Source organism: Maribacter sp. R86514 (assembly GCF_044597005.1).
Classification (GTDB): domain Bacteria; phylum Bacteroidota; class Bacteroidia; order Flavobacteriales; family Flavobacteriaceae; genus Maribacter.
The window spans coordinates 4,287,391-4,313,928 of record NZ_CP138999.1; the positions used below are offsets into that span (position 1 = coordinate 4,287,391).

Here is a 26,538-nt window from a genome sequence, read left to right on the forward strand (position 1 = left end):
TTGTCCAAATATAGGTAATTACCGAGAATAGCAAACAACTCTTTTCGATAAGGTGACCATAAGAAACTTTAAGAATTCACTTTTTCAAGATTTAGGGGTTGAGTGGGAAAATTATCCCATAAAATCCGATGAAGTGCAAAAACGTGTTCAAAAGTGGGGTAATTTATTAACAAAGTGGTTTTTAGTGGTAAAATGTGGTAATAATATTTATATATTTGAGTTATATAAACTAAACAGAACCAATTTGGACATCTTTTTCTTTGGGACATTTAACTGCAAAGCTGATGCTAAGGGGCGTATTATGCTCCCTGTTGCGCTACGCAATCAAGTGGCTCCGATCCTAAAAGATGGCTTCTTTATCAAAAAATCATATTTGAGCGAGTGTTTAGAATTATACCCTGCTTACGAGTGGCACAGAGTAATGGCAGAATTGAACGAAAAGAGCAGGTTCGATGAAGAAAACCTACAGTTTATAAGAATGTATACTGCTGGGCTTCGTCAAGTAGAAGTAGATGCTACCGGTAGATTATTGATCCCTAAAGACATTATCTCGTTAGGTGGTATAACCAAAGAAGTGGTCATTGCACCAATTGGTAAACGATTAGAGATTTGGGACAAGAAGGCGTATGACGAATCTATAAACGCAACGAAAGAAGAGAAGGTGAAGTTGGCAAAGCGTGTAATGTTAGGTGAAAAACCAAGTGGAGATGTATCATAATCCTGTATTGCTGAAAGAATCGGTAGACGGTTTAAACATCAAAGAAGATGGTATATATGTAGATGTGACATTTGGCGGTGGCGGTCACTCTAAAGAGATATTGAAAAGATTGGGCAAAGAAGGCAAATTATATGCCTTTGATCAAGATGAAGATGCACAGGCAAATGCATTAGGTGATCCAAGATTTACGCTGATAGCGGAGAATTTTAGATACATCACCCAGTTTTTAAAGTTCTATGGCATAAAGAAGGTAGATGGTATTCTTGCGGATTACGGAGTGTCATCGCATCAGTTCGATCAAGCGGAAAGAGGATTCTCTACACGTTTTGATGCGGATTTGGATATGCGAATGAGCAAGCGCAATACGCTATCTGCTTTTGAGGTAGTGAATAAGTACTCATATGATGACTTGCGTAAAGTGTTGTTCGAGTACGGCGATATCAGAAACGCGAACGCCATGGCAAAAGTAATTGTTGCCAATAGGGAAGAAGAAGAGATACAGACTACCGATGCATTGAAAACAGTGTTGAAGCAGTTTTTGCCGGAACATAGGCAGCATAAAATATTGGCACAGATATATCAAGCGATTCGCATAGAGGTGAATCAAGAGATAGAAGTGATCAAAGAGTTTTTGGAGCAAGCTCCGGATTTATTGAATGAAAAAGGAAGGCTAAGTGTAATTAGCTACCACTCTTTAGAAGACAGGCTTGTAAAAAGATTTATAAGGGCGGGTCAGTTTGAAGGAGAGCCGGAAAAGGATTTTTACGGCAATATAGATGTACCGTTAAAAAAGGTTGGCGGATTGATAGTGCCGACAAGAGAAGAGATAAAGTTGAATAATAGAGCACGTAGTGCAAAATTAAGAATAGCAGAGCGTAATGGCGAAAAGTAAAGTGAAAACAGGTGTTTTTGACCTTTTGAAGGGTAAATTTTTGGTGAGCGATGACGCCCCTAAAAATTGGCTGTTCATTATTTTCATTTCGTTTTTGGCAACGGTTATGATTAGTAGCTCTCATAGTGCCGATCAAAAAGTACACCGCATTGCTTTATTGAATGAAGAAGTAAAAGAATTGCGTAATGAGTTCGTAGATATGCGATCAGATGTGCAGCAGCTAAAATTAGAATCGAGCATTACCGGTAAAATATCTGAAAAAGGACTGTATCCTTCAGAGAATCCCCCGCAGAAAATTAAGGTGAAATCTTTAAAAGAGGAGGAATAATGGCGGCAACGGATAAAAGCATATTAAAAAGGCTCTACATAGTGGCGGGTTTCATGGTGCTCTTTGCGGGTGCTGTGTTGTTTAAGCTGGTTTCTATACAGATAGTAGATGGTGAAAAATACCAAGCGCTTGCAGATACACGTACCGAGCGTATGTTTACTATTGAACCGAATAGAGGTAACCTATATTCTGACGACGGTAGCCTTTTGGCAACTTCAGTATCTAAATACACTATACGTTTTGATGCCGTAACGGTAAGTAGCGAAGATTTTAAGGAAAATGTAAAACCATTGGCAGATGCCTTGGCGAAACAATTTGGTAAAACATCTTCTCACTATCAGCAACTTTTAAGAAAAGCGAGAGAGAATAAAAATAGGTATGCGCTAATTGTGCGAAACTTAGATTATTCTGAATACATGGCGGTGAAAGAATTTCCACTATTCAATAAAGGAGCGTTCAAAGGCGGACTCATTATTGAGCAGAAAACGAAAAGAGAGCATCCTTTAGGTAAAATTGCCGAGCGTAGTGTTGGGTATGAGCGTGTAGATGAAAACGGATATTATACCCGTGTAGGTATGGAAGGTGCTTTTGGGGAATACCTAAGAGGAATTTCAGGAAAGCGTTTAAAGCAAAAAATTGCAAAAGGGCAGTGGAAGCCAATTGGTAATGATAATATCATTGAGCCAAAAGATGGTTATGATGTGTATTCTACCATAGACATTAATATACAAGATATAGCGCACCATGCATTATTGGGTCAGTTAGAGAAATATCAAGCAGACCACGGAACGGTAATAGTAATGGAAGTGAAAACCGGTGAGGTAAAGGCGATATCTAATTTAGGTCAGACCTCAGAAGGTAAATATTACGAGCGATTGAATTACGCTATCGGTGAATCTCATGAGCCTGGTTCTACTTTTAAGTTAGTGAATTTGGTGGCGGCTTTAGAAGATAAGGTGATAGATACCAGTTCTGTAATCGATACCGAAAAAGGAGCTTGGAAATTATATAAGCATACCATTAGAGATACCAAACGTGGTGGTCACGGTGAAATTACCATGTCAGAAGCTTTTGAAGTATCGTCAAATGTAGCCTTTGCTAAAATGATACATGAAGGGTATAAGAATGACCCAGAGAAATATGTGAACAGATTAATGAGTATGGGTATTCACAAAGAATTAGGGTTGCCAGTCGTTGGCGAAGGAAAACCTGTATTGCGTTACCCAGGTGATAAAGGGTGGTCAGGTCTTTCATTGGCGCAAATGGCTTATGGCTATGAGGTGTCTATGACTCCGTTGCAAACATTAGCATTTTATAACGCTATTGCAAATGATGGCGAAATGGTTAAGCCGCGTTTGTTGAAAGAAGTAAAAGAGTGGAACAAGACGATTGAGAAGTTCGATAAAAAAGTGTTGAATTCTGAAATATGCTCACAAGCTACGGTGAAGAAAGTGCAGCAGATATTAAAGAATGTAGTAGAGAAGGAGCATGGTACGGGTCACCGTATGTATTCAAGGAATTTTTCTATGGCAGGGAAAACGGGTACTACGCAAACCAACTATGTATCTAAGGATAAGTCTAAGTACGAATACATTTCATCGTTCGCAGGATATTTTCCGGCAGATGATCCAAAATACTCTTGTATCGTGGTAATCCATAAGCCAGACAAAAGTGTTGGGTATTATGGTGCAGATGTATCCGGTCCGGTATTTAAATCTGTAGCACAAAAAGTATATGCAACATCACCTTTAACAAGTGAGGTAGATGTAAAAAATGTGTTGATTGCTAAAAATGAAGATTCTCACCAAGGATACTATAAGGTGGCACAACAAAAGTATTCTGCAATGCCAAATGTAAAAGGCATGTGTGGTATGGATGCGGTCGCGATTCTTGAGAATTTGGGTATTGAAGTAGAAGTAAGAGGTAATGGCAAAGTAAAAAAACAGTCCATCACCAAAGGCACCGATTTAAAATCAGTGAAAAAAATAGTATTAGAATTAATATGAAGCAATTAAAGGACATGTTATATGGAGTGCGTATCACTGCTGTTAGCGGTACTACCTCTTGTGATATAGCATCAGTTCGTTTTGATTCTCGCGAGGTGCAAAAGTCCGATGCCTTCGTAGCTATAAAAGGCACGTTGACCGATGGTCATAAATATATTGATCAGGTAGTTGCTGCGGGAGCAAGAGCAATAGTTTGCGAACAGTTACCAGCTGAGATGATAGATGATGTTACGTATGTACAAGTAGAAAGTGGTAATCAGGCATTGGCATTGATGGCTTCAAATTACTACGGTACGCCATCAAAAAATTTAAAATTAGTAGGTGTTACGGGTACCAATGGTAAAACCACGGTATCTAGTTTGTTATATCAGTTATTCAAAAAAGCAGGATATAAAGTAGGCTTGTTGTCCACCATTAAAATTATGGTAGATGATACGGTTTATCCAACAAAACATACTACTCCCGATGCATTGGTGATCAATCAGCATTTGAAATTGATGAACGATGCTGGTGTAGAGTATTGCTTTATGGAAGTAAGTTCTCATGGTATTCACCAGAAAAGAACCGAAGGTTTGGTGTTTGAAGGGGCGATTTTCACTAATCTGTCTCACGATCACCTAGACTATCATAAAACATTTGCAGAGTACCGCGATACTAAGAAAATACTGTTTGATCAACTGCCAAAAACTGCATTTGCATTAACTAATGTTGATGATAAGAATGGTTTGGTCATGTTGCAGAATACTAAGGCTAGAAAAGCAAGCTACGCCTTAAAGAACTATGCAGATTACAGAGCACAGATTTTAGAAAATCAGTTCGACGGTCAATTGTTGAAAATCAATGACCATGAACTATGGACAAAATTAATAGGTCATTTCAATGCCTATAATATGCTTGCGATTTTTGCCACAGCAGATTTATTGGGATTGGAGCAATTAGAAACCCTTCGCTTATTGAGTGAGTTGGAGAATGTGGATGGAAGGTTTCAATATTATATATCAAAGAAAAGAATTACGGCTATAGTTGATTATGCCCATACGCCGGACGCCCTAAAAAATGTGCTTGAGACAATCAACACGTTGAGAACTGGAAATGAAAACGTCATCACCGTTGTGGGGTGTGGTGGCGATAGAGACAGATCAAAGCGTCCGGTAATGGGTAATATCGCATCTGAAATGAGTAATAAAGTTATTCTTACTTCAGATAATCCTAGAACTGAATCCCCTACTGAAATTATTGCAGAAATGGAGGCGGGGGTAGAACCTCAGAATGTAAAGAAGATTTTATCCATTGAAAATAGGGAGCAAGCCATAAAAACGGCATGTCAACTAGCAGACGATAACGATATCATATTAGTAGCCGGCAAAGGTCATGAGACCTACCAAGAAACCAATGGCGTACGCATAGATTTCGACGATTTTAAAATAGTAAAAGAGCTTTTAGCAAGCTTAGAAAAATAACCAAAGCTTAGTAGCAAAGAATACAGATTATATGTTAACCTACCTGTTCGAATATTTAGAAAAACAATACCAGTTGCCTGGAGCTTCGCTGTTTCAGTTCAGCACATTCCGTGCGGCAATGGCTATTCTGTTTTCATTGATGATTGCGACAGTGTACGGTAAGCGTGTAATTCTATTTTTACAAAAGCAACAAGTAGGAGAGACTATTCGCGATTTAGGTCTGGATGGTCAAAAGCAAAAAGCAGGTACGCCAACTATGGGTGGGGTTATTATCATCATGTCCACATTGATACCGGTATTGCTGTTTGCAAGGTTAGAGAATATTTACATTATACTATTGATATTCACCACTTTGTGGATGGGAGCAATCGGTTTTTTAGATGATTACATCAAAGTATTTAAAAAGAACAAAGAAGGGTTAAAAGGTCGTTTTAAGGTTTTAGGGCAGATAGTATTAGGGCTAATAGTAGGTGCAGTACTTTATTTTCACCCAGAGGTGACCATGCGTGATCATGACAAAACAATTATTACGCAAGACTATACGGTAGAACAAGTAAAAGGCGCTGAGATTAAGTCGACCATGACTACGGTACCTTTCTTTAAGAATAATGAGTTTGATTATGGTAGCCTCATATCATGGGCGGGCGATGGAGCAAAAGAATATGCTTGGTTGCTGTTTATACCAATTATCATATTAATTGTAACTGCAGTATCTAACGGCGCAAATTTAACCGATGGTATAGATGGTCTCGCTGCGGGTACATCCGCAATCATTGTATTTACGTTGGGCATTTTTGCCTTGGTATCTGGTAACATTATTTTTTCTGATTATTTGGACATAATGTACATACCACGAGTAGGTGAGTTGCTAGTATTCATTACCGCCTTTGCAGGTGCATTGATCGGATTCTTATGGTACAATGCATTCCCGGCACAAGTGTTTATGGGCGATACGGGTAGTTTAACTATTGGTGGAGTAATTGCTGTAATCGCAATTATAGTACGTAAAGAATTACTGATACCCGTGTTGTGTGGAATCTTCTTTGCAGAGTCGCTTTCAGTGATGATACAAGTAGGGTATTTTAAATACACAAAGAAAAAATTTGGTGAGGGTAGACGTATATTTTTAATGTCTCCATTACATCACCACTACCAGAAAATGGGATACCATGAAAGTAAGATCGTAACCCGTTTTTGGATTGTAGGTATACTATTGGCAATTGTAACTGTAGTGACCTTAAAAATTAGATAAATCCCATCCCTGACCCTTCCCGAAGGGAAGGAAAAAAGAGTTAATTAGTAAAGAAATGGGAAATGAAAAAGAACAGTTAGTAAAGCTTCCCTCCCTTGGAGGGATTGAGGGAGGACTTTTGGTAGTTCTTGGAGGAGGAGAAAGTGGAGTAGGAACAGCCATTTTAGGATTGAAAAAAGGATACGATGTATTTGTATCCGATAAAGGAAAAATTAAAGAGAAGTATAAAAACGTTCTTGAACATTTTGGAATTGATTGGGAAGAAGAACAGCATTCTGAAGACCGCATACTAAAAGCCGATTTGGTAATGAAGAGTCCGGGTATACCAGACAAAGTACCCTTGGTAAAGCAGTTGGTAGCGAAAGGTGTTCCTGTAATATCAGAGATAGAATTTGCATCAAAATACACCGATGCAAAAATTATTGGTATAACAGGTAGCAACGGAAAAACAACGACTACCATGCTAACCAACCACATTTTGGCCAATGCCGAATTGAAAGTGGGTATGGCAGGAAACATTGGTGATAGCTATGCGAAAATGGTAGCAGAGAATGATTTTGAGTATTACGTACTTGAGATCAGCAGTTTTCAATTAGACGGTATAGTGGATTTTAAACCACACATTGCCGTGATTACGAATATTACACCAGATCACTTAGATCGGTATGAATATGAGTTTGAAAACTACATAGCATCTAAATTTAGAATTGCAGAAAACCAAGACGAAAACGATTATTTGATTTATGATGCAGATGATACAGTTTTGGTAGAATGGCTGAACAAGCACCCGGTCAAATCAAAATTAATGCCCTTTTCATTGAATAAAGTATTTGAACAAGGCGCATTTATAGAACAAAACGAGATAATAATAAAAACAACAACAGACACTATTAGCATGACGAAGAACACTTTGGCCTTAGAAGGTCAGCACAATGTAAAGAACACAATGGCAGCGGCAACAATTGCCAAATTAGTCGGTATCCGTAAGGAGACGATAAGAGCTTGTGTTTCTAATTTTCAAGGGGCTCCCCACCGTTTGGAAAAGGTGTTGAAAATACATCATGTGGAATATATCAATGACTCAAAAGCAACGAATGTAAACGCTGCTTATTACGCATTGGATAGCATGAAAACACCTACTGTTTGGATCGTAGGTGGTGTAGATAAGGGCAATGAGTACATGGAGTTAATGCCATTGGTACGTGAAAAAGTAAAAGCGATCATTTGCTTAGGTGAGGATAATGAAAAAATCAAGCATGTATTTGGTAATGCTGTGGATCTATTGGTAGAAACCTATGCTATGGAAGAAGCTGTGAAAGTGGCTTATAAAATTGCTGAGCGTGGCGATACGGTTTTATTGTCACCGGCATGTTCAAGCTTTGATTTGTTTAAGAACTATGAAGATCGCGGAGATCAATTTAAGAACTGTGTAAAGAACCTATAAGGTGTTGAATATATTTCAAAATATAAAAGGAGATAAAGCTATTTGGGCCATTGCGGCGCTCTTGGCCTTATTTTCATTTTTGCCAGTATATAGCGCCAGTAGTAATTTAGTATATGTAGTAGGTAGTGGTACGCCGGTTGGGCACTTGGTAAAACATGCCATACTGTTGTTTTTAGGCTTTGGAATTATTTACGGGGTACATAAAATACCTACGCACTTTTTTAAAGGGCTATCCATGATAGCGCTACCCATAGTGTTGGTATTGCTCATATTCGTATTGGCGCAAGGTACTTCAAGTGGTGGTACCAATGCCAGTCGTTGGATCCGTCTGCCTTTAGTAGGTTTCGGTTTTCAGCCCTCTAACTTGGCGGCAGTAGTGTTAATGATATATGTAGCGCGTTATTTCTCTAAGGTTAGAGATATTAAAATAACGTTTACAGAAAGCATAGTGCCATTGTGGTTGCCTGTATTTGCTGTAGTGGCGTTAATATTACCAGCTAACTTTTCAACTGCTGCTATTGTTTTCTCTATGGTTATGGTATTGTGTTTTTTAGGAGGATATCCTATGAAATATTTATTAGGTATTGTAGGAACGGGAATAGTGTGCTTGTCCATATTCATATTAACGGCAAAAGCGTTTCCAGATTTGTTTCCTAATAGGGTAGATACATGGATGAGCAGGATCGATAGTTTCTCTAATCCTGAAGATTCAGAAGGAACTTATCAAATAGAAAGAGCAAAAATAGCCATAGCTACAGGTGGAGTAATGGGTAAAGGAGCGGGTAAAAGTGTGCAAAAGAACTTTTTACCACAGAGTTCATCAGATTTTATCTATGCGATTATCGTTGAAGAATATGGTTTAATAGGTGGATTTATTTTGATGCTATTTTACTTGTTTCTGTTGTTTAGGATAGTGGTCGTCGCTAACGGATGTGCATCGATCTTTAGCAAATTATTAGTGCTAGGGGTAGGATTACCTATTGTTTTTCAAGCACTGATAAACATGGCGGTTGCGGTAGAATTATTTCCGGTAACGGGACAGAATTTACCATTGATCAGTAGCGGTGGTACCTCTAGTTGGATGACCTGTTTGGCAATAGGAATCATTTTAAGTGCAAGTAATAAAAGTATAGCGCAGGAGAGTGCTTCTGGCAATGATGTTGATATAGATGAAACGAACCCTTTAGAGATTTTAAGTGGGCAGTTATAAGTTCATTTTATCAGGAGGAGGTACTGGCGGACATATTTATCCGGCCATTGCCATAGCGAACGAGCTGAAAAGGAGATATCCTGATGCGGAGTTTTTGTTCGTAGGGGCGAAGGATAGAATGGAGATGGAGAAAGTGCCGCAAGCAGGGTATAAAATAGAAGGATTGTGGATTACGGGAATTCAGCGGAAACTGACCCTTAAAAATCTACTTTTTCCAATAAAATTGATAAGTAGTTTAATGAGAGCAAATAGCATCGTATCGAAGTTTAAACCACACGCCGTAATTGGTACGGGTGGTTTTGCTAGTGGTCCGTTGTTAAAATTGGCAACCACTAAGGGTATACCTTGTGTATTGCAAGAACAGAATTCCTTTGCGGGTATTACCAATAAACTATTAAAAGACAAAGTGAAAAAAATCTGCGTGGCCTATGATGGCATGGAGAAATTTTTTCCGAAAGATAAAATTGTAAAAACGGGTAATCCTGTACGTTCAGATTTGGTGGAATTGAAAGCTACTAAAAATGACGCTTTACAGTATTTTGAATTGAATGCCGATAAGAAAACACTTTTAGTATTAGGTGGAAGTTTAGGGGCAAGACGCATCAACCAATTGGTAGCCGATCATTTAGAATATTTTGAGACATTAGGATTGCAAGTGATATGGCAATGTGGAAAAGGGTATTATGAAACCTACAAATCCCATCAGTCAGAGAATATTAAAGTACATGCTTTTTTAAACTCGATGGATAAAGCTTATGTAGCTGTAGATTTCATCATTTCAAGAGCAGGTGCAGGTGCGGTGTCAGAATTGTGTTTGGTTGGGAAACCAACATTCTTTATTCCGTCGCCAGTTGTAGCAGAAGATCACCAGACCATGAATGCATTATCTCTTGTTGGTCATAATGCTGCAATTATGATGAGGGAGAAAGAACTTGATACAACATTTAAAACGGAGTTTGAATCTGTATTTAAATCCGCAGAAAAGCAACAAGAATTATCAAAGAATATTAAGTCGTTGGCATTACCAAATGCAACATCTGATATCTGCGATGAAATAGAAAAATTGATCAAATAAAATGAACGTAACGCAAATACATAGGGTGTATTTTATAGGCATTGGGGGCATAGGTATGTCTGCTTTGGCGCGTTATTTTGCGTTCATTGATAAAGCGGTTGCAGGGTACGATAAAACCGAGACTCCGCTTACACAAGAATTGGCAAGTTCAGGTATGAATATTCACTATACTGATGATATTGATACAGTGCCAGATGAATATAAGAATGACGCAGCGCATACCTTGGTAGTGTATACGCCAGCGGTACCTGCTAGTCATTCTGAATATCAGTATTTTTTAAATAATGGGTTCACGATTAAGAAACGCTCAGAGGTACTTGGTTTAATTACCAAAGACTCTTTCTGTTTGGCAGTTGCCGGTACGCATGGTAAAACAACGACCTCTAGTATTTTGGCGCATTTGTTAAAAGAAACAGGAGTAAAAATGACGGTGTTCTTAGGCGGAATTTCAGAAGACTTTAATAGTAATTTCCTTTTAGAAGGAACAGACTATTCGGTAGTCGAAGCAGATGAGTTTGATCGTTCATTTATGCAGTTGACGCCAAATGTAGCGTGTGTTACGTCTATGGATGCTGATCACCTTGATATTTATGGTGATGCGCAAGAATTGGAAAGAACATTTGTTGATTTTACCAAACGCTTAAAACCGGGTGGTAAACTATTTGTTCGTAATGGTTTGCCTTTAGAAGGGTTGACCTATGGTATAGAAGACGATTCGGATTATTGTATTCGAAACATAAAAATAGAACATGGCACCTACATATTCGATTTGGAGACCCCTGACCTTAAACTAGAAAGGGTTGAATTCAACAAACCTGGGCGACATAATCTGTTGAACGGTTTGGTAGCTTTCGCAATGGCGATGCAAGCAGGTTCCCCACCGCATCGCCTTGCAAAGGCATTAGCAACATTTAAAGGAGTGCAAAGGCGTTTTTCATACAAAATTAAAAACGATGATTTCGTTTTTATAGATGATTATGCGCATCACCCAACAGAAATAAATGCTGTTTTTCAAGCAGTTGCAGAAATGCATCCGGATAAAAAAGTATTGGCGATTTTTCAGCCACACTTGTTTTCAAGAACACGTGATTTTGCAGATGAGTTTGCAAAAAGCTTGTCGCAATTCCAGAATATTTTGTTGCTGGATATCTATCCGGCTAGAGAAGAACCACTTGAGGGGATAACATCAGAATGGTTGTTGGAAAAGGTAAATAGTGGTAATAAAAAATTAATTTTGAAAGAACAAATCCTTTCTGAAATAAAAAAACAGGATCCTGATGTTTTACTAACAATGGGAGCCGGAGATATAGGTTTAGAAGTTGAGAAAATTAAAAAAGAAATGTCGTATGCAGGTTAATTGGAATTTTATAAAGTTAGCGGCTTTAGTTCTAGTAATCACGGGGTTATATGCTTTTTCAAATGAGCGTAATAGCGCTAAAAATGTTACGGGAATGAAGGTAGAATTCATTGGGGATCAAAATTTATACCTCACTGAAGGAACGGTTAATAAATTGTTAATACAAAATTACGGTAGCCTTGATAATGTGCCTAAAGAAAATATAGTTTTGAATACTGTAGAAAAGGCCCTTGAGGCCAATGAAATGGTGAAAAGTGCACAAGTCTATCTAACAATAGATGGTCAGCTAACGTCTAAAATTGTTCAAAGGAAACCAATAGGGCGCATAGAAGGGAACACAAAGTTCTATTTGGACGATGAAGGAAAGAGAATGCCTCTTTCAAATAATCATTCGGCTAGAGTTCCTATCATCACAGGCAATATCAGTGGTAAAAGCCTTGAGGATGTTTATGTCATATTGGAACACATAAATATGGATGATTTTTTTCGGGAATCTGTAATTGGTATTCATATCAAAGGAGAAGAAGAATATCAGTTACGATTAAGGCTTAACAATTTTGTTGTAAACATAGGCGGTATTGAAGATTTAGATGCCAAGTTTAGCAATTTTAAGGCATTTTATGCCAAAGCGAACAAGGATGAGACCTTGGAGGATTATGCAGAAGTAAGTTTAGAATTCAATAACCAGGTGGTGTGCACTAAAATATAATAAAATGGAACAAACTAAATATTCAGTCGGTTTAGACATAGGAACAACGAAAATCGTTGCCATAATCGGAAAACAAAACGAGTATGGTAAAATTGAGATTTTGGGTATCGGTAAGTCCAAAAGTTTAGGTGTACACAGAGGGGTGGTAAATAACATTACCCAGACCATAAAATCTATACAGCAGGCAGTTGAAGAGGCAGAAGCAAATTCTGGTCTTAAAATTGGATCTGTTGTTGTTGGTATTGCCGGTCAGCATATTAGAAGTCTACAGCACAGCGATTACATCACCAGAAAAGATTCTGAGGAGGTAATAGGAGAGGAAGATGTAGACTTGTTGTGTAATCAAGTGCACAAATTGATTATGCTACCAGGCGAGGAGATTATTCATGTGTTACCACAAGAATACAAAGTTGACGGGCAAGCGGAAATCCGTGAACCTGTTGGTATGTACGGTGGTAGGCTAGAAGCTAACTTTCATGTGGTTGTTGGTCAGGTAGTTTCCATTAAAAACGTAGGTCGTTGCATTAAAAGTGCAGGATTGGATTTAGGTAATATAACACTAGAGCCATTAGCTTCATCTGACGCTGTACTGAGTCAAGAAGAAAAAGAAGCTGGTGTAGCATTGATCGATATAGGTGGTGGTACAACTGATCTTGCCATATTTAAAGATGGTATTATTAGGCATACTGCGGTTATTCCTTTTGGTGGTGGAGTTATTACCGAGGATATAAAAGAAGGATGTTCGATTATTGAAAAGCAAGCCGAATTGTTGAAAACAAGATTTGGTTCTGCTTGGCCAGGTGAGAACAGAGATAATGAAATTGTGTCCATACCAGGTTTACGCGGTAGAGAGCCAAAAGAGATATCGTTGAAAAATCTATCTAAGATTATTCACGCCCGTGTAGTTGAAATTATTGAACAAGTGTATGTAGAAATCAAAAACTACGGTCACGAAGAGCAAAAGAAAAAATTGATTGCAGGTATCGTGTTAACAGGTGGTGGTAGCCAGTTGAAGCATTTAAAGCAATTAGTAGAATATATAACAGGTATGGATACTCGTATCGGGTACCCTAACGAACACTTGGCTGGCGATTCTGATGAGGAAGTTGCTAGTCCATTGTACGCAACAGCTGTTGGTCTTTTAATGAATGCCATTAAAAACCAAGAGAAGTTGAAATTGACGCAAGAAGAGATTTTACAAGAACAGGAACTAGAGCAAGAAGAAGAGTTGGTATATGCAGATCATGATACGGAAGCAGTAGCTCGCCCTAATTTACATAAAGAAAGAAAATCCGTTTTTGATAAGTGGTCTGAAAAATTGAAAGAATTTTTAGATAACGCAGAGTAATAAGCATAGCATAAGAGAATACATAACCAGTAATAATTAGAATATGAGTAAGAACAGCGAATTTGATAATATCTCCTTTGATCTACCAAAGAATCAAAGCAACGTTATAAAAGTCATTGGTGTAGGTGGCGGTGGTAGTAATGCCATTAATCACATGTTCCAGGCAGGAATTAACGGAGTTGATTTTGTAATCTGTAATACGGATTCTCAGGCTTTAGACAATAGTCCGGTGCCAAACAAAATACAATTAGGTGTATCATTAACAGAAGGTTTGGGTGCTGGTGCCAATCCTGAAGTAGGTGAACAGGCTGCCATGGAAAGCATGGAAGAGATTAAGAGTATGTTGGATACAACTACTAAAATGATATTCATTACTGCTGGTATGGGCGGGGGAACAGGAACTGGTGCTGCTCCCGTAATTGCCAAGTTTGCAAAAGAAATGGATGTTCTTACTGTTGGTATCGTTACTATGCCGTTTCAATTCGAAGGTAAAATGAGAGTTGAGCAGGCACAACGTGGTATTGAAAAATTACGTAATAATGTCGATTCGCTGATCGTCATTAATAACAATAAATTAAGAGAAGTATACGGTAACCTTGGTTTTAAAGCTGGGTTCTCTAAGGCTGATGAAGTATTGGCAACTGCTGCTAGAGGTATTGCAGAAGTTATTACACATCACTATACACAAAACATAGATTTACGTGATGCTAAAACAGTACTGTCAAATAGTGGTACTGCTATAATGGGGTCTGCTATTTCATCTGGTTCTGCTAGGGCTAATGAAGCGATCATGAAAGCATTGGATTCTCCGTTGTTGAACGATAACAAGATTCAAGGAGCTAAAAACGTATTGTTATTAATTGTTTCTGGTGCACAAGAAATTACAATTGACGAGATTGGTGAAATCAATGATCATATTCAAATAGAAGCAGGATACGGAGCAAACATTATTATGGGTGTTGGTGAAGATGAGAGCTTAGGTGAGGCTATTGCTGTAACGGTAATTGCTACTGGGTTTAATATTGAGCAACAAGATGATATTGTAAATACCGAGTCTAAGAAAATTATCCATACGTTAGAAGAAGGGCAACGTGCAGAAGCAATGTTGTTATCTAACCAAAAAACAGTTCATACTTTAGAAATGGACGATGAGGAAGAGGAGGTAAAACAAGTCAAACCCGTAAAAAAGTATGAGTTCGTTGAGGAAGAAGATTTTGACTTGATACCTACAACGAACTATATTAAAAATTTCAATGTTTTTTACGAGGAAGTATTAGCCGAAAATGTTTCAGAAGAAGATTTTGTAATAGTAGATGCACCATCTTCTTTTAGAGATATGGAAGTTGTTGATCCAGAAGAATTGAAAGTTGAGGAAAAGGATGATCAATTCACGGTTGGTTTTGAGTCTTCTTCAAAAGATGAAGAGGAGAAAGAAAATGTAATCATGTTTGACTTACATGATGAAGTAAAAGATATTGATGTAAAAGAAAGCATTGAAATCGTACCGGTTTTAGAATACAATAAGAATGGTGAAAAACGCTATAGCTTAGATGACTATATGCAGTTAGAAAGTAAACTGACTGGAGCCAAGTCTAAAGCAGAAGAATTTGAGCCTAAGGTTATTGAAGATGAGTTGGTATTTGAAAGAAAGACAGTAGCGCCAAGTAGGGAAACAAGTCCAGAGGAACCGTTAGATCCAATGGAAACTCCTATTGAAGAATTATTGAGAGATAGAGCTGACGAGCGCAGAAGAAAACTAAAAGATTTCAATTACAAGTTTAAAAACAACGCGCCTACAAGTTATGACGAAAAGAAGCCGGCATACCAAAGGCAAGGAGTTGATTTGAATGAAAGCTCAAGAGAAAAAAAGATTTCTAGAACCTCTTTAAGCGGAGATAGTAATGATGATATTCAGTTGAGATCTAACAACTCATTTTTACATGATAATGTAGACTAATAGTAAGTCTTACAATATTTTTAAAACCCGAAAACTAATATAGTTTTCGGGTTTTATTTTTTATCTTCGCAGACCAAAATAAATTAGATATGGCTTTGCAGCAAAGAGTAATGGAACAGTTGAAATTAGCAATGAAAGCAAAGGATTCCGTAGCACTAGAATCGCTTAGAGCTATAAAATCTGCATTGTTAGTGGCAAGTACGAGTGGAGGTGAAGAAATTACCGAAGATGACGAAATACAGATTGTCCAGAAGTTGGTAAAACAAAGAAAAGATAGTGCAGCCATTTTTATAGAACAAGGAAGACAAGATCTTGCTGATCCAGAATTAGCTCAGATTGCGGTAATAGAACAATTTTTACCAGAACAACTTACTGAAGAAGAAGTAGAAAAGGTTGTAGTTCAAACTATAGATGCTACAGGTGCTTCAGGTATGAAAGATATGGGTAAGGTGATGGGGATTGTTTCTAAGGAATTAGCGGGTCAAGCAGACGGTAAGTTGATTTCTACAATCGTAAAAAAGAAATTGGCATAATATAGATTCGTATTAGGGCATTTTTAATTTTGCTAATTGCTAATTGCTAATTGCTAATAAATAAATGGCCTCGTGGCGCAACTGAATAGCGCATCAGATTTCGGCTCTGAGGGTTGGGGGTTTGAATCCCTTCGAGGTCACTTAGTTTAATCTCAATAGCCTATTTAAAAGGCTATTGAGGTTTTTTGGTTTATATTTTAGCCGATATTTAGTCGACATTAAAAAATTAACAAAATGAAGGATATCCATAAAAGAGATTTTTACGATTTTGATTTTGTTCAAAGTTTAATAGATAATTCTATAGAAGAAAATCAAAATATGGATTTTAAAGCAGGTCCTGCACTTGATAAAAATCCAAAAAATAAAAATGAAATTTCTAAGGATGTGGCAGCAATGGCCAATTCAAATGGAGGGATTATTATTTACGGATTATCGGAAAAAAATCATGTTGCTAGTCACTTAACATTCGTTAATGGTAATCTATTTACAAAGGAATCTTTAGAACAAGTGATTTCTTCAAAAATTAGTAGAACTATTCCTGGATTAAAAATATTTCCAATTAGATATCAAGACCAAATTGAAAATACACTTTATGTGGTTCAAATCCCTGAAAGTCTTGAGGCTCCACATATGAGTGGTGATAATAGATTTTATGTCCGAAGTAATTTTCAATCAATTGCTATGGAAGAATACCAAGTACGTTCACTTTACAATAGGCAGGGTAAACCGAAATTAAAAATTAGTGGTATTGATATTTATCCAATGACTAATGAAGATGATGATTCACGCTATCGTTTTAATGTTAAAGTTTCAATAAGTAATATTGGAAAATTATTTGTAAAAAATTACCGAGTTAACTTGATTTGGGCTGGTGAAGTTCAATTTACAAACCTAAATTGGGGGGCTTTAGATCAAGGTAAAAATTACTCTTATTCATTAATTGATGCGGCTGTATTAATTACTAATGAGAACCCACCTAATATTTTTCCAGGTGAAACTTTAGACATATTAAGTTTTAATTTAGATGTGGAAAAATCTGAAGTGCTAGGGTTTTTGAATAATCTGGAATTAAATGGTGAATTATATTATCAGAATGAATATGAGTCTAAGAAATTCTTACGGGTGAATGAAATTTTAATTGATTACAAAGAAAATAAATTGTTTTAGCCTGATATAAAAAACCCACTACATTAGTGCAGTGGGTCAAACCAAATAATAATCAATCTTAAACGTACTATCTTCTCAATAGGCTGTCAACCTCATCATAAAAATCTTTTGCCTCTAATCTTTGGTAGTGATCAGGTTCTTTATTTTCAACAATATTTTTTTGTTGACCGTTGGTAAAGTTAAATTTAGAATCAATCTTTTCATCTACTACACCATAAAAATTATTAATTTCCGATTGATGAAAATCTGCAAATGACTTTCCAGATTTTATTCCGTCTCTTATTTGCCATTTATTCTTTATGCCACTTTCTAACCATGAATTAACTCTTTTTCGTTCTGCGGTAATACCGGAAGTAACACCGAGGTTAAAAATTTCATTATATAGTGCTTGATCGTTCAACTTTAAATATGTTTCATTCATAATTTTATTTTTTATTGGTAAAGATTTTCCCGTTTTATTTCCGACATGTAATTTTTGTCTTATGGAATATGCTATTTCATTATTTAAAATTTCATGCGTAGTATTATCATATACATTCTCAATATCTAATACATCCTTTTTAGGAAAAGACATATTTACACCGGACATTGATTTTAAAAATACCCTACCAAGTTGTGTATACAAATTACTAGGGCATTTTTCACTTTTATCGTTTCCAATAAGGTTTCCATTTATATCAAATTCATAAATCATTTTAGATTCCGAATTCCAATATGCCCAACCTGCACCTATAATTTGGTAGCATGTGCAAATACTTAATTCGTTTCTTGTTGGCCACTCCATAATTAAAATGCTCCTTGGGTTCTTGTTAGGTTAACCGGTAATCCTTTGGTATCGCTTGATGTAGATTTTACAAAATTGCCAGGATCGGAAATATTTACATTTAAAGAGCCTTTCAATAAAGCATTTTTAATTCCTTCATCCCTTTGCGCTGCTTTTATTTCTGGACCATCCAACGGCTCTAATTTGTTCTTTACTGCTATTTCACCACTTCCCGTTAAATCTCCAATTTTCCCTAATGCCGTGGTTGCTATGTTGCCGATTTTACCAGGTATATTACTAGCTAGTTTAAGCATTTGCTGCATTGGCATTAATAAGAATTTTAAAATACTCTGCCCAATACCTTTAAAAAATCCTATAAAATCGAATTCTTTAAACCAGTTTACAACGTTGCCCCATGCTTCACCAATCCAATCAGTAAATTTTCCCCATTGTTTGCCAAACCATGCGGTAACCTTATCCCAATTATAAAATAACGCTATTACACCTGCGACTGCAGCAACAATTGCCAGTATTGGCCACAAACCTAAATTCATTGCAACCCCTAGTGCGGTGGTTGCAGCTGTTGCCAACCAAGTAGCACCCGTGGTTGCCATTTGAATAGTTTTATATGTTCCTAGTGCAACTGCATTTTTTCCAATTGCTATTGATGCGGTACCGCTCAATGCAGATTGTACACCTAATGCAATGTTATATGCAATAATTGCCCCTTGTGTACCCCAAATTAATGCTTTCATGGTTGCATAGGTTCCTAACAAACCTGCACCAATCCCAACTAATGTTTCCATATTGTTTGCAGCCCAATCCATTGAACTGCCCAAAATAGTAAGTGCTTTGTTGTTAGAATTTGTGGCGGTCGTAACATTTAAAAATTGATTTTTCATTGCGGTTAACCTTTCAGTAAATGACTTTGTATTGATTGCGGCCTGTTGTTCTGCCGCACCTGCCTTATTTACATTAGTCAACATTGCAGAAAACCCACTGGCATTATTAAAAAGTGCCTGACCTAATGCCGCATTTTCTTTACCTAAAACCTGCAGTACTGCCGTGTTATCCTTACCAAGTTTTGAAAATTCCAATAATCTTTGATTAAACGGTAATGCGGCATTGCTTACTATGTCCAAATCAACACCCATTTTATTGAGTGCCTTTAAGTGTGCCGATGGTAATATTTTGGCACTAGCCATGGTTGCTAAAATGTTACGAAGTTTACTGCCTGCTTCACTTCCTTTTTCAAACTTAGATACCAATTGAACCAATGCAATCGATTCATTTAATTTGGTTCCTGTAGCACCTGCTATTGTACCAAATTTTTGCAAGGCTTGTGCGGTTTCTGGTATTTTACTAGCCCCATAGATAGAACCTGCTGCGAGTGCATCAATTGCCATTGTCGATTTATTGGCACCTAAACCAAATTGATTTAAAGATGTAGTAAGTGAATCAGCTGCGGTTCCCAGTTCCATTTTTGCTGCTTTAGATAACGTTATTGCATTTTTGGTTATTTGCGCCAATGCTTTAGGGGTTTGCAGTAATTCGGGTTGTGCGCTTGCAATTTGCTCAAAACCGAATAACACATCTTTACCCATCATCTTAGTGGCTTTGGCAACGTCCATTGCATGCCCCTCTAAAATAGTTAGGTTCTTTCCGGTTGCCCCGGTTATAGAACTAACGGACATTAAAGATTCATTATAATCTAAATTTGACTGTATTGCAGTACTGAAAACTGCACCTATCCCCAGACCTAATGCCAGTTGGGAAATTTTCCCCATTGCTTTAAATGACTGGTTTATTTTGTTGTCAAATCTCTTTATTGATGCTATACCAACGGTGGCAAATTTTTGGGTACCTACACCCATTTTTTTCAATACATGGCTGAACCTATCGACGGCTCTAAACTCTGCAGGTATTTTTATTGTTGCTGTACTCATTATCTGAACTTTAGATTATAAACTTATACAAATGGTTGGTGTAGAATCCATTTTGAAAACTGATTTGCCAACAGGCTATTAACAGAGTTATTAATATTATTCTTTTGGGATTTTATTTTCTGCCACTAAATAATCATTTACCAATTGTTCAATTTTATTCGCAGTATCTTCTTTTATGGATTTTACTGCATTGTCAATTATAATATTTACTTCATCTATCAATTGAACTTTTATTTTTCTCTTTAATTGAAGATTTAAATTTCTATGATATTTCGTTAAATCTATTCCCAATCTATCAGTATGATTTTTAATGTAATTAATAGTCAATTCAGATTCGGTATCTATTAATTCACCAGTTGTATAAATTTTATTTCTCTTTATATGAGACCTTAATGTTGAAAAATTTATTTCCAATGCGGCTGCAAAATCTTTTTTATTCAATAACATTTCGTTTTGTTTTAAAGTGGTGAAACACCGTTAATTTTAGTCTATTTTCTCTGTTGCACTTAATATTTTGTTGCAGAGGGTGTTGCAGTTGTCAAAAAAATGTCAAGTGTATAAATTATGCCGTGCGCAACGTATTGCGTGGGGTCTTATTTTGGTTTACAGTACCTTAATTGCATATCTCATTGTTATTGCTTTAATCAACTCGCATGATCTAAACCAAATGCCTGGTATAGATTCAATTGCTCATTAAACTTTGGCTTTGGTTTGTTATAACCTTTCTGTTTTATTCTTATTGAATTGTGGAACCGATTACGTACTTGCTTACACATGTGCGTTATCAATGACCTTTCGAACTTGGGGCGTGAATGTTTGTTGTTTGGAATTAAATCCATTCTTAATCGTTCAAATGTTTGTGGGTCATTTATCTGCAGGTACCTTAAAGTTTTCGATCTTATGTAGTTCGGTACTCTCTCACCCTCTTTAACGGGTCCCTCATTTTCTAATATCAACCCGGTTACTTTACATCTGTATTTGGATAAATCTTCATACGTTGATATACCACCCTTATCTACAGTGGAATTTAAACGTGTTTGGGGTTCCTTTGAAGCTAGTTTTTTGTTTGTGGAATTTAAACGTGTTTGCCTTGTTAATTCATCTAGTTTGGTAGTAATAATATTGAGTAGGTCGGTGTGAATATTTCGACCAGTTTTATCCAAAAGTTGAAAATACCTTTGTTTCATTTGCCAAAATCCATTAGCATATTTTTGGGTCTGTATATACCATGTATGATTAGTTAAATATTCTTTTAGTTTTAGTTTTTCTTTTTTGTTCAGATTTTCGAACCCTGTCTTATGGTCCAAAATCAAAACATCTTTTACCACTTGTATTAGTTCATTTTTAATAGTCTCATATACTTGTGGGTTCAATAGACATTCAATATTGTCAATGTTTAATTTTCCTTTGATATATCTACTTTGACCACTAGCAATTTCAAGTCTAACGGTATCAGGTGGGCAATGCTTAGGGTATTGTGTGTATTTACAATATAATTTTAAACGCTTGTAGGTGCAGTCCTTACCGTTTCTTTGGTTGACTGCCTTTTTAGAAAAAGCAAGTGATCTATCGTATTTGAAAAGGGTCTTTTTCCAGTATTCCGTGAACATTACCAGATCTTTTCCATAACCAGGCATAATGAAATTTAGACCCATTTCAAGATTAATTATTTTCCATTTTTCTACATCATCTATTTTTAACAATTCTATGATTGTTTTAATGGTTTCAATACAATCTATTGACTTTAAATCATTGGCGTTCGTAATATCATTGTTTCTGAATTTATGAGGGGAGAAAAGAACATGTAAACCGTAATCAGTTTTACCAAATTTTATATTTTTATATACTTTTCTTTCCTTACACTTGATTAATTCCCAGTCTATAGTAGATAAATTTTCTGTTTTGCTATACCAAATCAGTCTTGGGTCGTTCCAAATACGACTCACTTCACCCATGTCTTTCACGACTATTTTAATGTGGTCTAACACTTTAGGTTTTTTTGGTATATTTGGATTATTAAATGCACAAAACTTCATTGTGCTTGCATTTGATTTTGAATCTGAACAATTCACAAAAACCGTTGCAGCTGTAGCGGTTTTTGCTTTTAAAAAAAAAGACCGTTGGCATTATACCGCAGGCCTTTAATCAAAAAACTATACAAGAGACTATTCTCTGATTCTGTAAATTTTTTCCCAATCCGGTACAACTATATAATCGTTACCCTGTGGGTGGTCCTTTAAAAAATCATTTAGAGACCCGAAAATTTTATAATCTGGGTAATTCCATTTGTCAGATGTAACAGGCATCTGTATTGCATTATCTTTTCTTGCGTTGTTGATTGCATCCGCTATTATTTTAGCATGCTTAAATACTGCAGATTGTTTGCCGTTCTTGATGTAATAGGTGTGATTCTCTCTAATTTCATCAATCAACTCTTTGTGTGCAACAAAACCAGTTTTATTTAAATAGTACCTGTCCAAATTTGAAGTTTTTACACTTCTGTATTTATTAAAAATTAGATTTAAAGGGTTGATGTCTTTGTTGTGTATGCCTAGTATAAATTCATCCTTAGCGGTTGGCATGTTGTGCTTGTCTTTTAGAATTTGAAGAACTGCAGAAACTTTCCTTTTAATTACTAATCGTTTCTGATCTTCTGATATTTCAAAACCTAAATAACTTTCGGTCGAATCAATTAAATAATTATAGATTTTTGGAGTGGTTTCAAATATCTCTTTTATATCTTCTTTGATTCTATTTTCATCAATAGATAAAACTTCTTGTTTTCCTACTACTTTCATTTTGTATACTGGTTATGATTATTGATTGTTAAGTTGAATAATTGCAGATTCAACCTCTTTTCGTTTGTAGTAAACACGACCAGAAAGGCCATAGGATGTCAATAATCCTTTCTTTGTATAATTATTTATACTAGAAACGTTGACACGCAAAAGTTCTGCGGTTTCATGCCTAGTGAGATACTCAATTGGTTCTTTTGGAGTAAATGATTTTTTTAAAAGATTGATTTTTAAATCCAATCTTTTTTCTACCTCTGAAATGAGGTGATCTGGTGTAGTGTTAATGAATTGAATTGTACCTGACATATCGAAATATTTTATTAATACTTCGACAAATATTTAAATAACCTACTTATTTAGTAGGGGTGAACCAGTTCAGTTTTGGTTCATATTTTTTAAAATGTCTATTTTGTTTTGAAAATCGGGAGCTATAACAATTTTCTTTTCGTTGCAATATTCAATTATTTTATTAAGTTGGGTTTTTTTAAAAAGGTTCTTTTCTCCATTATTGTTTAATGTGTCTTTTATATATGGTCGAACCCTTTGAGAAGTTTTTAGAACCTCTTCTCTTATATAATCAGAAAGTGAATTTACACTGGAAAATTCTTTAGATTGATAAAAATATGTAGCACCCAATCCTCGGACAGTTGTTTTTTTTATAAAATCCTGAGCAAAAAGAGCCCCAATTTCACAATAAAAATGGTGTTTTTGAATATTGGATATTATAGCATTCATTTCTAGTAAGACTACAGATTTTATATTTCCAAAAAAAACAGAATACGATGCCAATAATTGATTCCTTTCAACTTTTGATAGTATGCCATCTGTAATTGCATAATTAAGAGAAAAAGCATTTGCATTAGTTTCGACAGAAACAAAATAAGCCATTGCCTTTAATCCAAAATCTTTGTTTTCAGAATCTACTTTTAGAAGGATTTTTACGATTTTCGGGGTTAATGGCTTGAAACCTTTCCACTCACTCGTTTTATTAAACTTTTGCAGTTGGTCAAAATAATTATATAATTCGTCATTATTCAAACTTTTTGGGTTGTACTTGTCTGGATAATATTTTGCAAAGTCAGTAGGTGAAATATTCCGAGGATCCTTTATTGTTTCAAAAAAATCATCTATCGTATCAAAAATGTCCATTAAATAATTCTTATAGTAATTTTGATAATTGGGTAAATTCTTTAGTTATTAAATTTCGATATGGTTCGTTAATTGATTTAACCATTGAACTATCATTTATTAAAAAATCAAATAGACTTGCCTTGATTTCATTCTTTCGAATGGAATGTTGTGTTTCATCCAAATTTTCAATTTCATCTAATTGCTTTTTAAAATGCTGAACAATATCAATTGACATAGACATAAAACTCTGTTGTAAATCTGTTTCTTTAATTTTAGTATTAGATTCAATTTCTTTAGCTAGCTGTTGATCTTTTTCGTTGTCTGTCATGATTTTAATTGTTTACTTTTTTTAATTGAACTGTACCTTCTGAAATTGATGCTAGATTCCTCATAGCACGTGCCAATGCCATTGCGTTATGCGTTCCTTTTTTTCCGACATATCTTAAAAATTGTGTTTCCGAACTGTGACCAGTTGCACTAATTAATAATGGTGTGGGTATTTTTCCATAATAGTTAGTTGCGTAAGATCTGCGACCTATATGTGAACTTACAGCCTTATACTTTGGTACTTGAACTGTTTCGTATCTGTTGGTTTTCTTATTCTTTAATTTAGCGGTTACCATTTCGTCAATTTCGGCTAAACTGCAAACTGTTTTAATGTGTTCATTATACATAGCCTCATTACTCGCAACATTTTTAGAATATAATGGCGGAAAATTTCCATTCCATTTATCAATTATATGTAATACCTCTGGTGTAAGAGGTAGTAGAACTTGTGACTGGGTTTTTCTTTGGGTAATATCAAGAAATTTTACACCGTCTAATTCAATAATGCGCTTAGTGTCGAACCTTAAAAAATCAGATACTCGTTGTGCCGTAAAACAACTAATTACTAGCCAATCTCTGGCAATTTCCAATCGTTCGTTACTCATTTCTGCATTGATTATTAAATCAATTTCTTTTAAAGAAAGAAAGATTGGTTCATTGTTTTTATACCTAAGACCTTTATTGATAGTATCTAATTCAAAACTTATTTTGGCACCTCTATCTCTAGCGTGCCGGCAAATCATTTTAATTGTTTTGATGGATTTTACTGTAGTGTTATGGTCGTAACCTTTTTCTTTAGACCATTTCTGAAATGCAAGACTGAATTTTTTATTTACGTCTTGAACTTTGACTTTTCCAAAATCCTTTTCAAATTCAATAACTCTAGCCTTTATTACATTGTTATTTTTGATGGTACCCCTCTTTAAGTTATCATCTTTAAATTGGTGGTAATCTTCAAAAAAATCAGTTAGTAAAGTTGGGATTTTAGTAAAACCCTGTTTTGGGTTAATTATAGTTCTTAGCCAATCGGCATTTACAACCTCATCTTTTTGCCTTTGATTGATTAATGTACTAACCTGCTTTTTTAATTTTTCAAGTTCACTGCGTAAATCAGATAAGTTTTGATTCTCCTTAATTATTTCCGCCTTAATCTCGGGTGTAGCACCTTTTGGTAATGTTCTATCTTTTATCTGTGATTTGTTAAATCGGTCTGGGTCAATTACAAAATTGGTTCTGACCTTAGCATCTATTTGTTTTCCCTCTGTAACACGTATATATATAGGTGCAGGGTTCTTTTTACTTTGAATGAGAAATGATATTGGCATTTTATTTATAATCTGAACATTACAAATATATATATTTAGCCGACATTTAGCCGACATTTTTGAATTGTTTTAGAACTTATTGAATCATTTTGGTTTTTGTAAATTAATTTATATTTCAATTTCAAGCCTAAAACAATGGGTTTAAAGGCTATTTGATATGATTGTGCGGGTTTTTGAATTTTTAGTAAATCTAAAACTTTGAATCCCTTCGAGGTCACTTGAATCTAAGGTCTTGCTTTTGCAGGACCTTTTTTTTGTTTTAAATAATGCGATAGTTTTAATTCTGTGAGAGTACTTTTAGAAAAACGCACATCTGTATACCTGTGTTACTATGTTTTGATGTTGTTATTTTTTGAATATATAAGTACAGTTGGATAATCAAGATTTATTATTCTGTATGGCATAAGCTCAAATTGTAATGGTTTTTAATGAATAGCTGTTTAATAATCTTCTGTTTGCTTGCATCAATAATTAGACACATTATATAGGTGTAGAAATAAATACACTTTTTTTTTGACTATCCATTTTGTCAATTAGTAAGGGCGAAAATTAAATATTGATATGTTTTTCTGTTTTTATTCGAGTAATAGATAGACGAGATGATGAGTTTTTGAAGCTTGTCTAGCTTTTGAATTAAGGTTTGTGGTTTAAAATATTAGCAGGATTATTAGTGAAAAATGTTACTTAATGCTGCAGTGGTTTTAATGGTTGAATTATCACCTCATTTTATCCTTCTCCAACGCTTTCAAAATCATGCAGTTATGTTTTGGTAAAAAAACTTTCGTTTTTTATTTA

At 35.6% G+C, this 26,538-nt stretch carries 24 protein-coding genes and 1 tRNA gene; 16 read left to right on the plus strand and 9 right to left on the minus strand.

From position 1 onward, the window contains the following. The first annotated feature begins 52 nt into the window (after positions 1 to 52). The 16 genes from SJY30_RS18625 (at position 53) to SJY30_RS18700 (ending at position 17,456) form a co-directional block, all read left to right on the plus strand. Positions 53 to 718 carry a division/cell wall cluster transcriptional repressor MraZ gene (locus SJY30_RS18625; protein ID WP_396633589.1) on the plus strand — a complete coding sequence of 222 codons (666 nt, stop codon included), beginning with the start codon at positions 53 to 55 and terminating at the stop codon, positions 716 to 718. Beyond that, positions 708 to 1,610, plus strand: a complete 903-nt coding sequence (rsmH, locus tag SJY30_RS18630) for a 16S rRNA (cytosine(1402)-N(4))-methyltransferase RsmH (RefSeq protein ID WP_396635346.1) — start codon at positions 708 to 710, stop codon at positions 1,608 to 1,610. The genes SJY30_RS18625 and rsmH overlap by 11 nt, the downstream gene beginning before the upstream one ends. Next, positions 1,597 to 1,938 (plus strand): FtsL-like putative cell division protein, encoded by a 342-nt coding sequence (locus SJY30_RS18635; protein WP_394330707.1) that lies wholly within the window; start codon positions 1,597 to 1,599, stop codon positions 1,936 to 1,938. Before rsmH ends, SJY30_RS18635 begins: the two co-directional genes overlap by 14 nt. Further along, complete coding sequence (locus SJY30_RS18640) at positions 1,938 to 3,944, plus strand: penicillin-binding protein (protein WP_396633590.1); 2,007 nt, start codon at positions 1,938 to 1,940, stop codon at positions 3,942 to 3,944. Before SJY30_RS18635 ends, SJY30_RS18640 begins: the two co-directional genes overlap by 1 nt. Next, positions 3,941 to 5,404: a UDP-N-acetylmuramoyl-L-alanyl-D-glutamate--2,6-diaminopimelate ligase gene (locus SJY30_RS18645; RefSeq protein WP_396633591.1), complete on the plus strand. Its 1,464-nt coding sequence runs from the start codon at positions 3,941 to 3,943 to the stop codon at positions 5,402 to 5,404. Before SJY30_RS18640 ends, SJY30_RS18645 begins: the two co-directional genes overlap by 4 nt. Before the next feature lie 31 nt (positions 5,405 to 5,435). Continuing rightward, positions 5,436 to 6,656, plus strand: a complete 1,221-nt coding sequence (gene mraY / locus SJY30_RS18650; protein WP_036156187.1) for a phospho-N-acetylmuramoyl-pentapeptide-transferase — start codon at positions 5,436 to 5,438, stop codon at positions 6,654 to 6,656. A 55-nt stretch (positions 6,657 to 6,711) separates the two neighbouring features. Further along, on the plus strand, positions 6,712 to 8,100 hold the full coding sequence (gene murD / locus SJY30_RS18655) for a UDP-N-acetylmuramoyl-L-alanine--D-glutamate ligase (protein WP_396633592.1): 1,389 nt from the start codon (positions 6,712 to 6,714) through the stop codon (positions 8,098 to 8,100). A 1-nt stretch (position 8,101) separates the two neighbouring features. Next, a complete protein-coding gene (locus SJY30_RS18660) occupies positions 8,102 to 9,310 on the plus strand; it encodes an FtsW/RodA/SpoVE family cell cycle protein (RefSeq protein ID WP_396633593.1) in 1,209 nt (402 codons plus the stop codon). Then, positions 9,297 to 10,385, plus strand: coding sequence for an undecaprenyldiphospho-muramoylpentapeptide beta-N-acetylglucosaminyltransferase (gene murG / locus SJY30_RS18665; protein ID WP_396633594.1), 1,089 nt, complete (start codon positions 9,297 to 9,299; stop codon positions 10,383 to 10,385). Before SJY30_RS18660 ends, murG begins: the two co-directional genes overlap by 14 nt. Before the next feature lies 1 nt (position 10,386). Next, positions 10,387 to 11,742 (plus strand): UDP-N-acetylmuramate--L-alanine ligase, encoded by a 1,356-nt coding sequence (gene murC / locus SJY30_RS18670; RefSeq protein WP_396633595.1) that lies wholly within the window; start codon positions 10,387 to 10,389, stop codon positions 11,740 to 11,742. Then, positions 11,732 to 12,451 (plus strand): cell division protein FtsQ/DivIB, encoded by a 720-nt coding sequence (locus SJY30_RS18675; RefSeq protein WP_396633596.1) that lies wholly within the window; start codon positions 11,732 to 11,734, stop codon positions 12,449 to 12,451. Before murC ends, SJY30_RS18675 begins: the two co-directional genes overlap by 11 nt. 4 nt (positions 12,452 to 12,455) lie before the next feature. Further along, the gene (ftsA, locus tag SJY30_RS18680; RefSeq protein ID WP_396633597.1) at positions 12,456 to 13,799 is read left to right on the plus strand and encodes a cell division protein FtsA; all 1,344 of its coding nucleotides are present in this window, start codon (positions 12,456 to 12,458) and stop codon (positions 13,797 to 13,799) included. A 43-nt stretch (positions 13,800 to 13,842) separates the two neighbouring features. Beyond that, positions 13,843 to 15,756 carry a cell division protein FtsZ gene (gene ftsZ / locus SJY30_RS18685; RefSeq protein WP_396633598.1) on the plus strand — a complete coding sequence of 638 codons (1,914 nt, stop codon included), beginning with the start codon at positions 13,843 to 13,845 and terminating at the stop codon, positions 15,754 to 15,756. A gap of 89 nt (positions 15,757 to 15,845) precedes the next feature. Continuing rightward, positions 15,846 to 16,289 (plus strand): GatB/YqeY domain-containing protein, encoded by a 444-nt coding sequence (locus SJY30_RS18690; RefSeq protein ID WP_396633599.1) that lies wholly within the window; start codon positions 15,846 to 15,848, stop codon positions 16,287 to 16,289. A 66-nt stretch (positions 16,290 to 16,355) separates the two neighbouring features. Then, positions 16,356 to 16,429 (plus strand) — tRNA-Arg (locus SJY30_RS18695). A gap of 94 nt (positions 16,430 to 16,523) precedes the next feature. Continuing rightward, entirely contained in the window at positions 16,524 to 17,456 is a 933-nt protein-coding gene (locus SJY30_RS18700; RefSeq protein ID WP_396633600.1) for a helix-turn-helix domain-containing protein, read from the plus strand. A gap of 67 nt (positions 17,457 to 17,523) precedes the next feature. Here the strand turns inward: SJY30_RS18700 and SJY30_RS18705 are convergent, their stop codons facing one another. From SJY30_RS18705 to SJY30_RS18745, 9 genes are all read right to left on the minus strand, one after another. Beyond that, a complete protein-coding gene (locus SJY30_RS18705) occupies positions 17,524 to 18,240 on the minus strand; it encodes a hypothetical protein (RefSeq protein WP_396633601.1) in 717 nt (238 codons plus the stop codon). A 2-nt stretch (positions 18,241 to 18,242) separates the two neighbouring features. Beyond that, positions 18,243 to 20,165 carry a phage tail tape measure protein gene (locus tag SJY30_RS18710; protein ID WP_396633602.1) on the minus strand — a complete coding sequence of 641 codons (1,923 nt, stop codon included), beginning with the start codon at positions 20,163 to 20,165 and terminating at the stop codon, positions 18,243 to 18,245. A 96-nt stretch (positions 20,166 to 20,261) separates the two neighbouring features. Further along, the gene (locus SJY30_RS18715) at positions 20,262 to 20,612 is read right to left on the minus strand and encodes a hypothetical protein (RefSeq protein ID WP_396633603.1); all 351 of its coding nucleotides are present in this window, start codon (positions 20,610 to 20,612) and stop codon (positions 20,262 to 20,264) included. Between the two features lie 197 nt (positions 20,613 to 20,809). Continuing rightward, the gene (locus tag SJY30_RS18720) at positions 20,810 to 22,153 is read right to left on the minus strand and encodes a hypothetical protein (RefSeq protein ID WP_396633604.1); all 1,344 of its coding nucleotides are present in this window, start codon (positions 22,151 to 22,153) and stop codon (positions 20,810 to 20,812) included. A gap of 177 nt (positions 22,154 to 22,330) precedes the next feature. Then, a complete protein-coding gene (locus tag SJY30_RS18725; RefSeq protein ID WP_396633605.1) occupies positions 22,331 to 22,963 on the minus strand; it encodes a hypothetical protein in 633 nt (210 codons plus the stop codon). 18 nt (positions 22,964 to 22,981) lie between these two features. Then, the gene (locus SJY30_RS18730; protein WP_396633606.1) at positions 22,982 to 23,266 is read right to left on the minus strand and encodes a helix-turn-helix domain-containing protein; all 285 of its coding nucleotides are present in this window, start codon (positions 23,264 to 23,266) and stop codon (positions 22,982 to 22,984) included. 69 nt (positions 23,267 to 23,335) lie between these two features. Continuing rightward, entirely contained in the window at positions 23,336 to 24,109 is a 774-nt protein-coding gene (locus SJY30_RS18735) for a hypothetical protein (RefSeq protein WP_396633607.1), read from the minus strand. A gap of 10 nt (positions 24,110 to 24,119) precedes the next feature. Then, positions 24,120 to 24,419, minus strand: coding sequence for a hypothetical protein (locus SJY30_RS18740; protein ID WP_396633608.1), 300 nt, complete (start codon positions 24,417 to 24,419; stop codon positions 24,120 to 24,122). Between the two features lie 4 nt (positions 24,420 to 24,423). Beyond that, the gene (locus SJY30_RS18745; RefSeq protein ID WP_396633609.1) at positions 24,424 to 25,743 is read right to left on the minus strand and encodes a phage integrase SAM-like domain-containing protein; all 1,320 of its coding nucleotides are present in this window, start codon (positions 25,741 to 25,743) and stop codon (positions 24,424 to 24,426) included. Between the last annotated feature and the right edge of the window lie 795 nt (positions 25,744 to 26,538).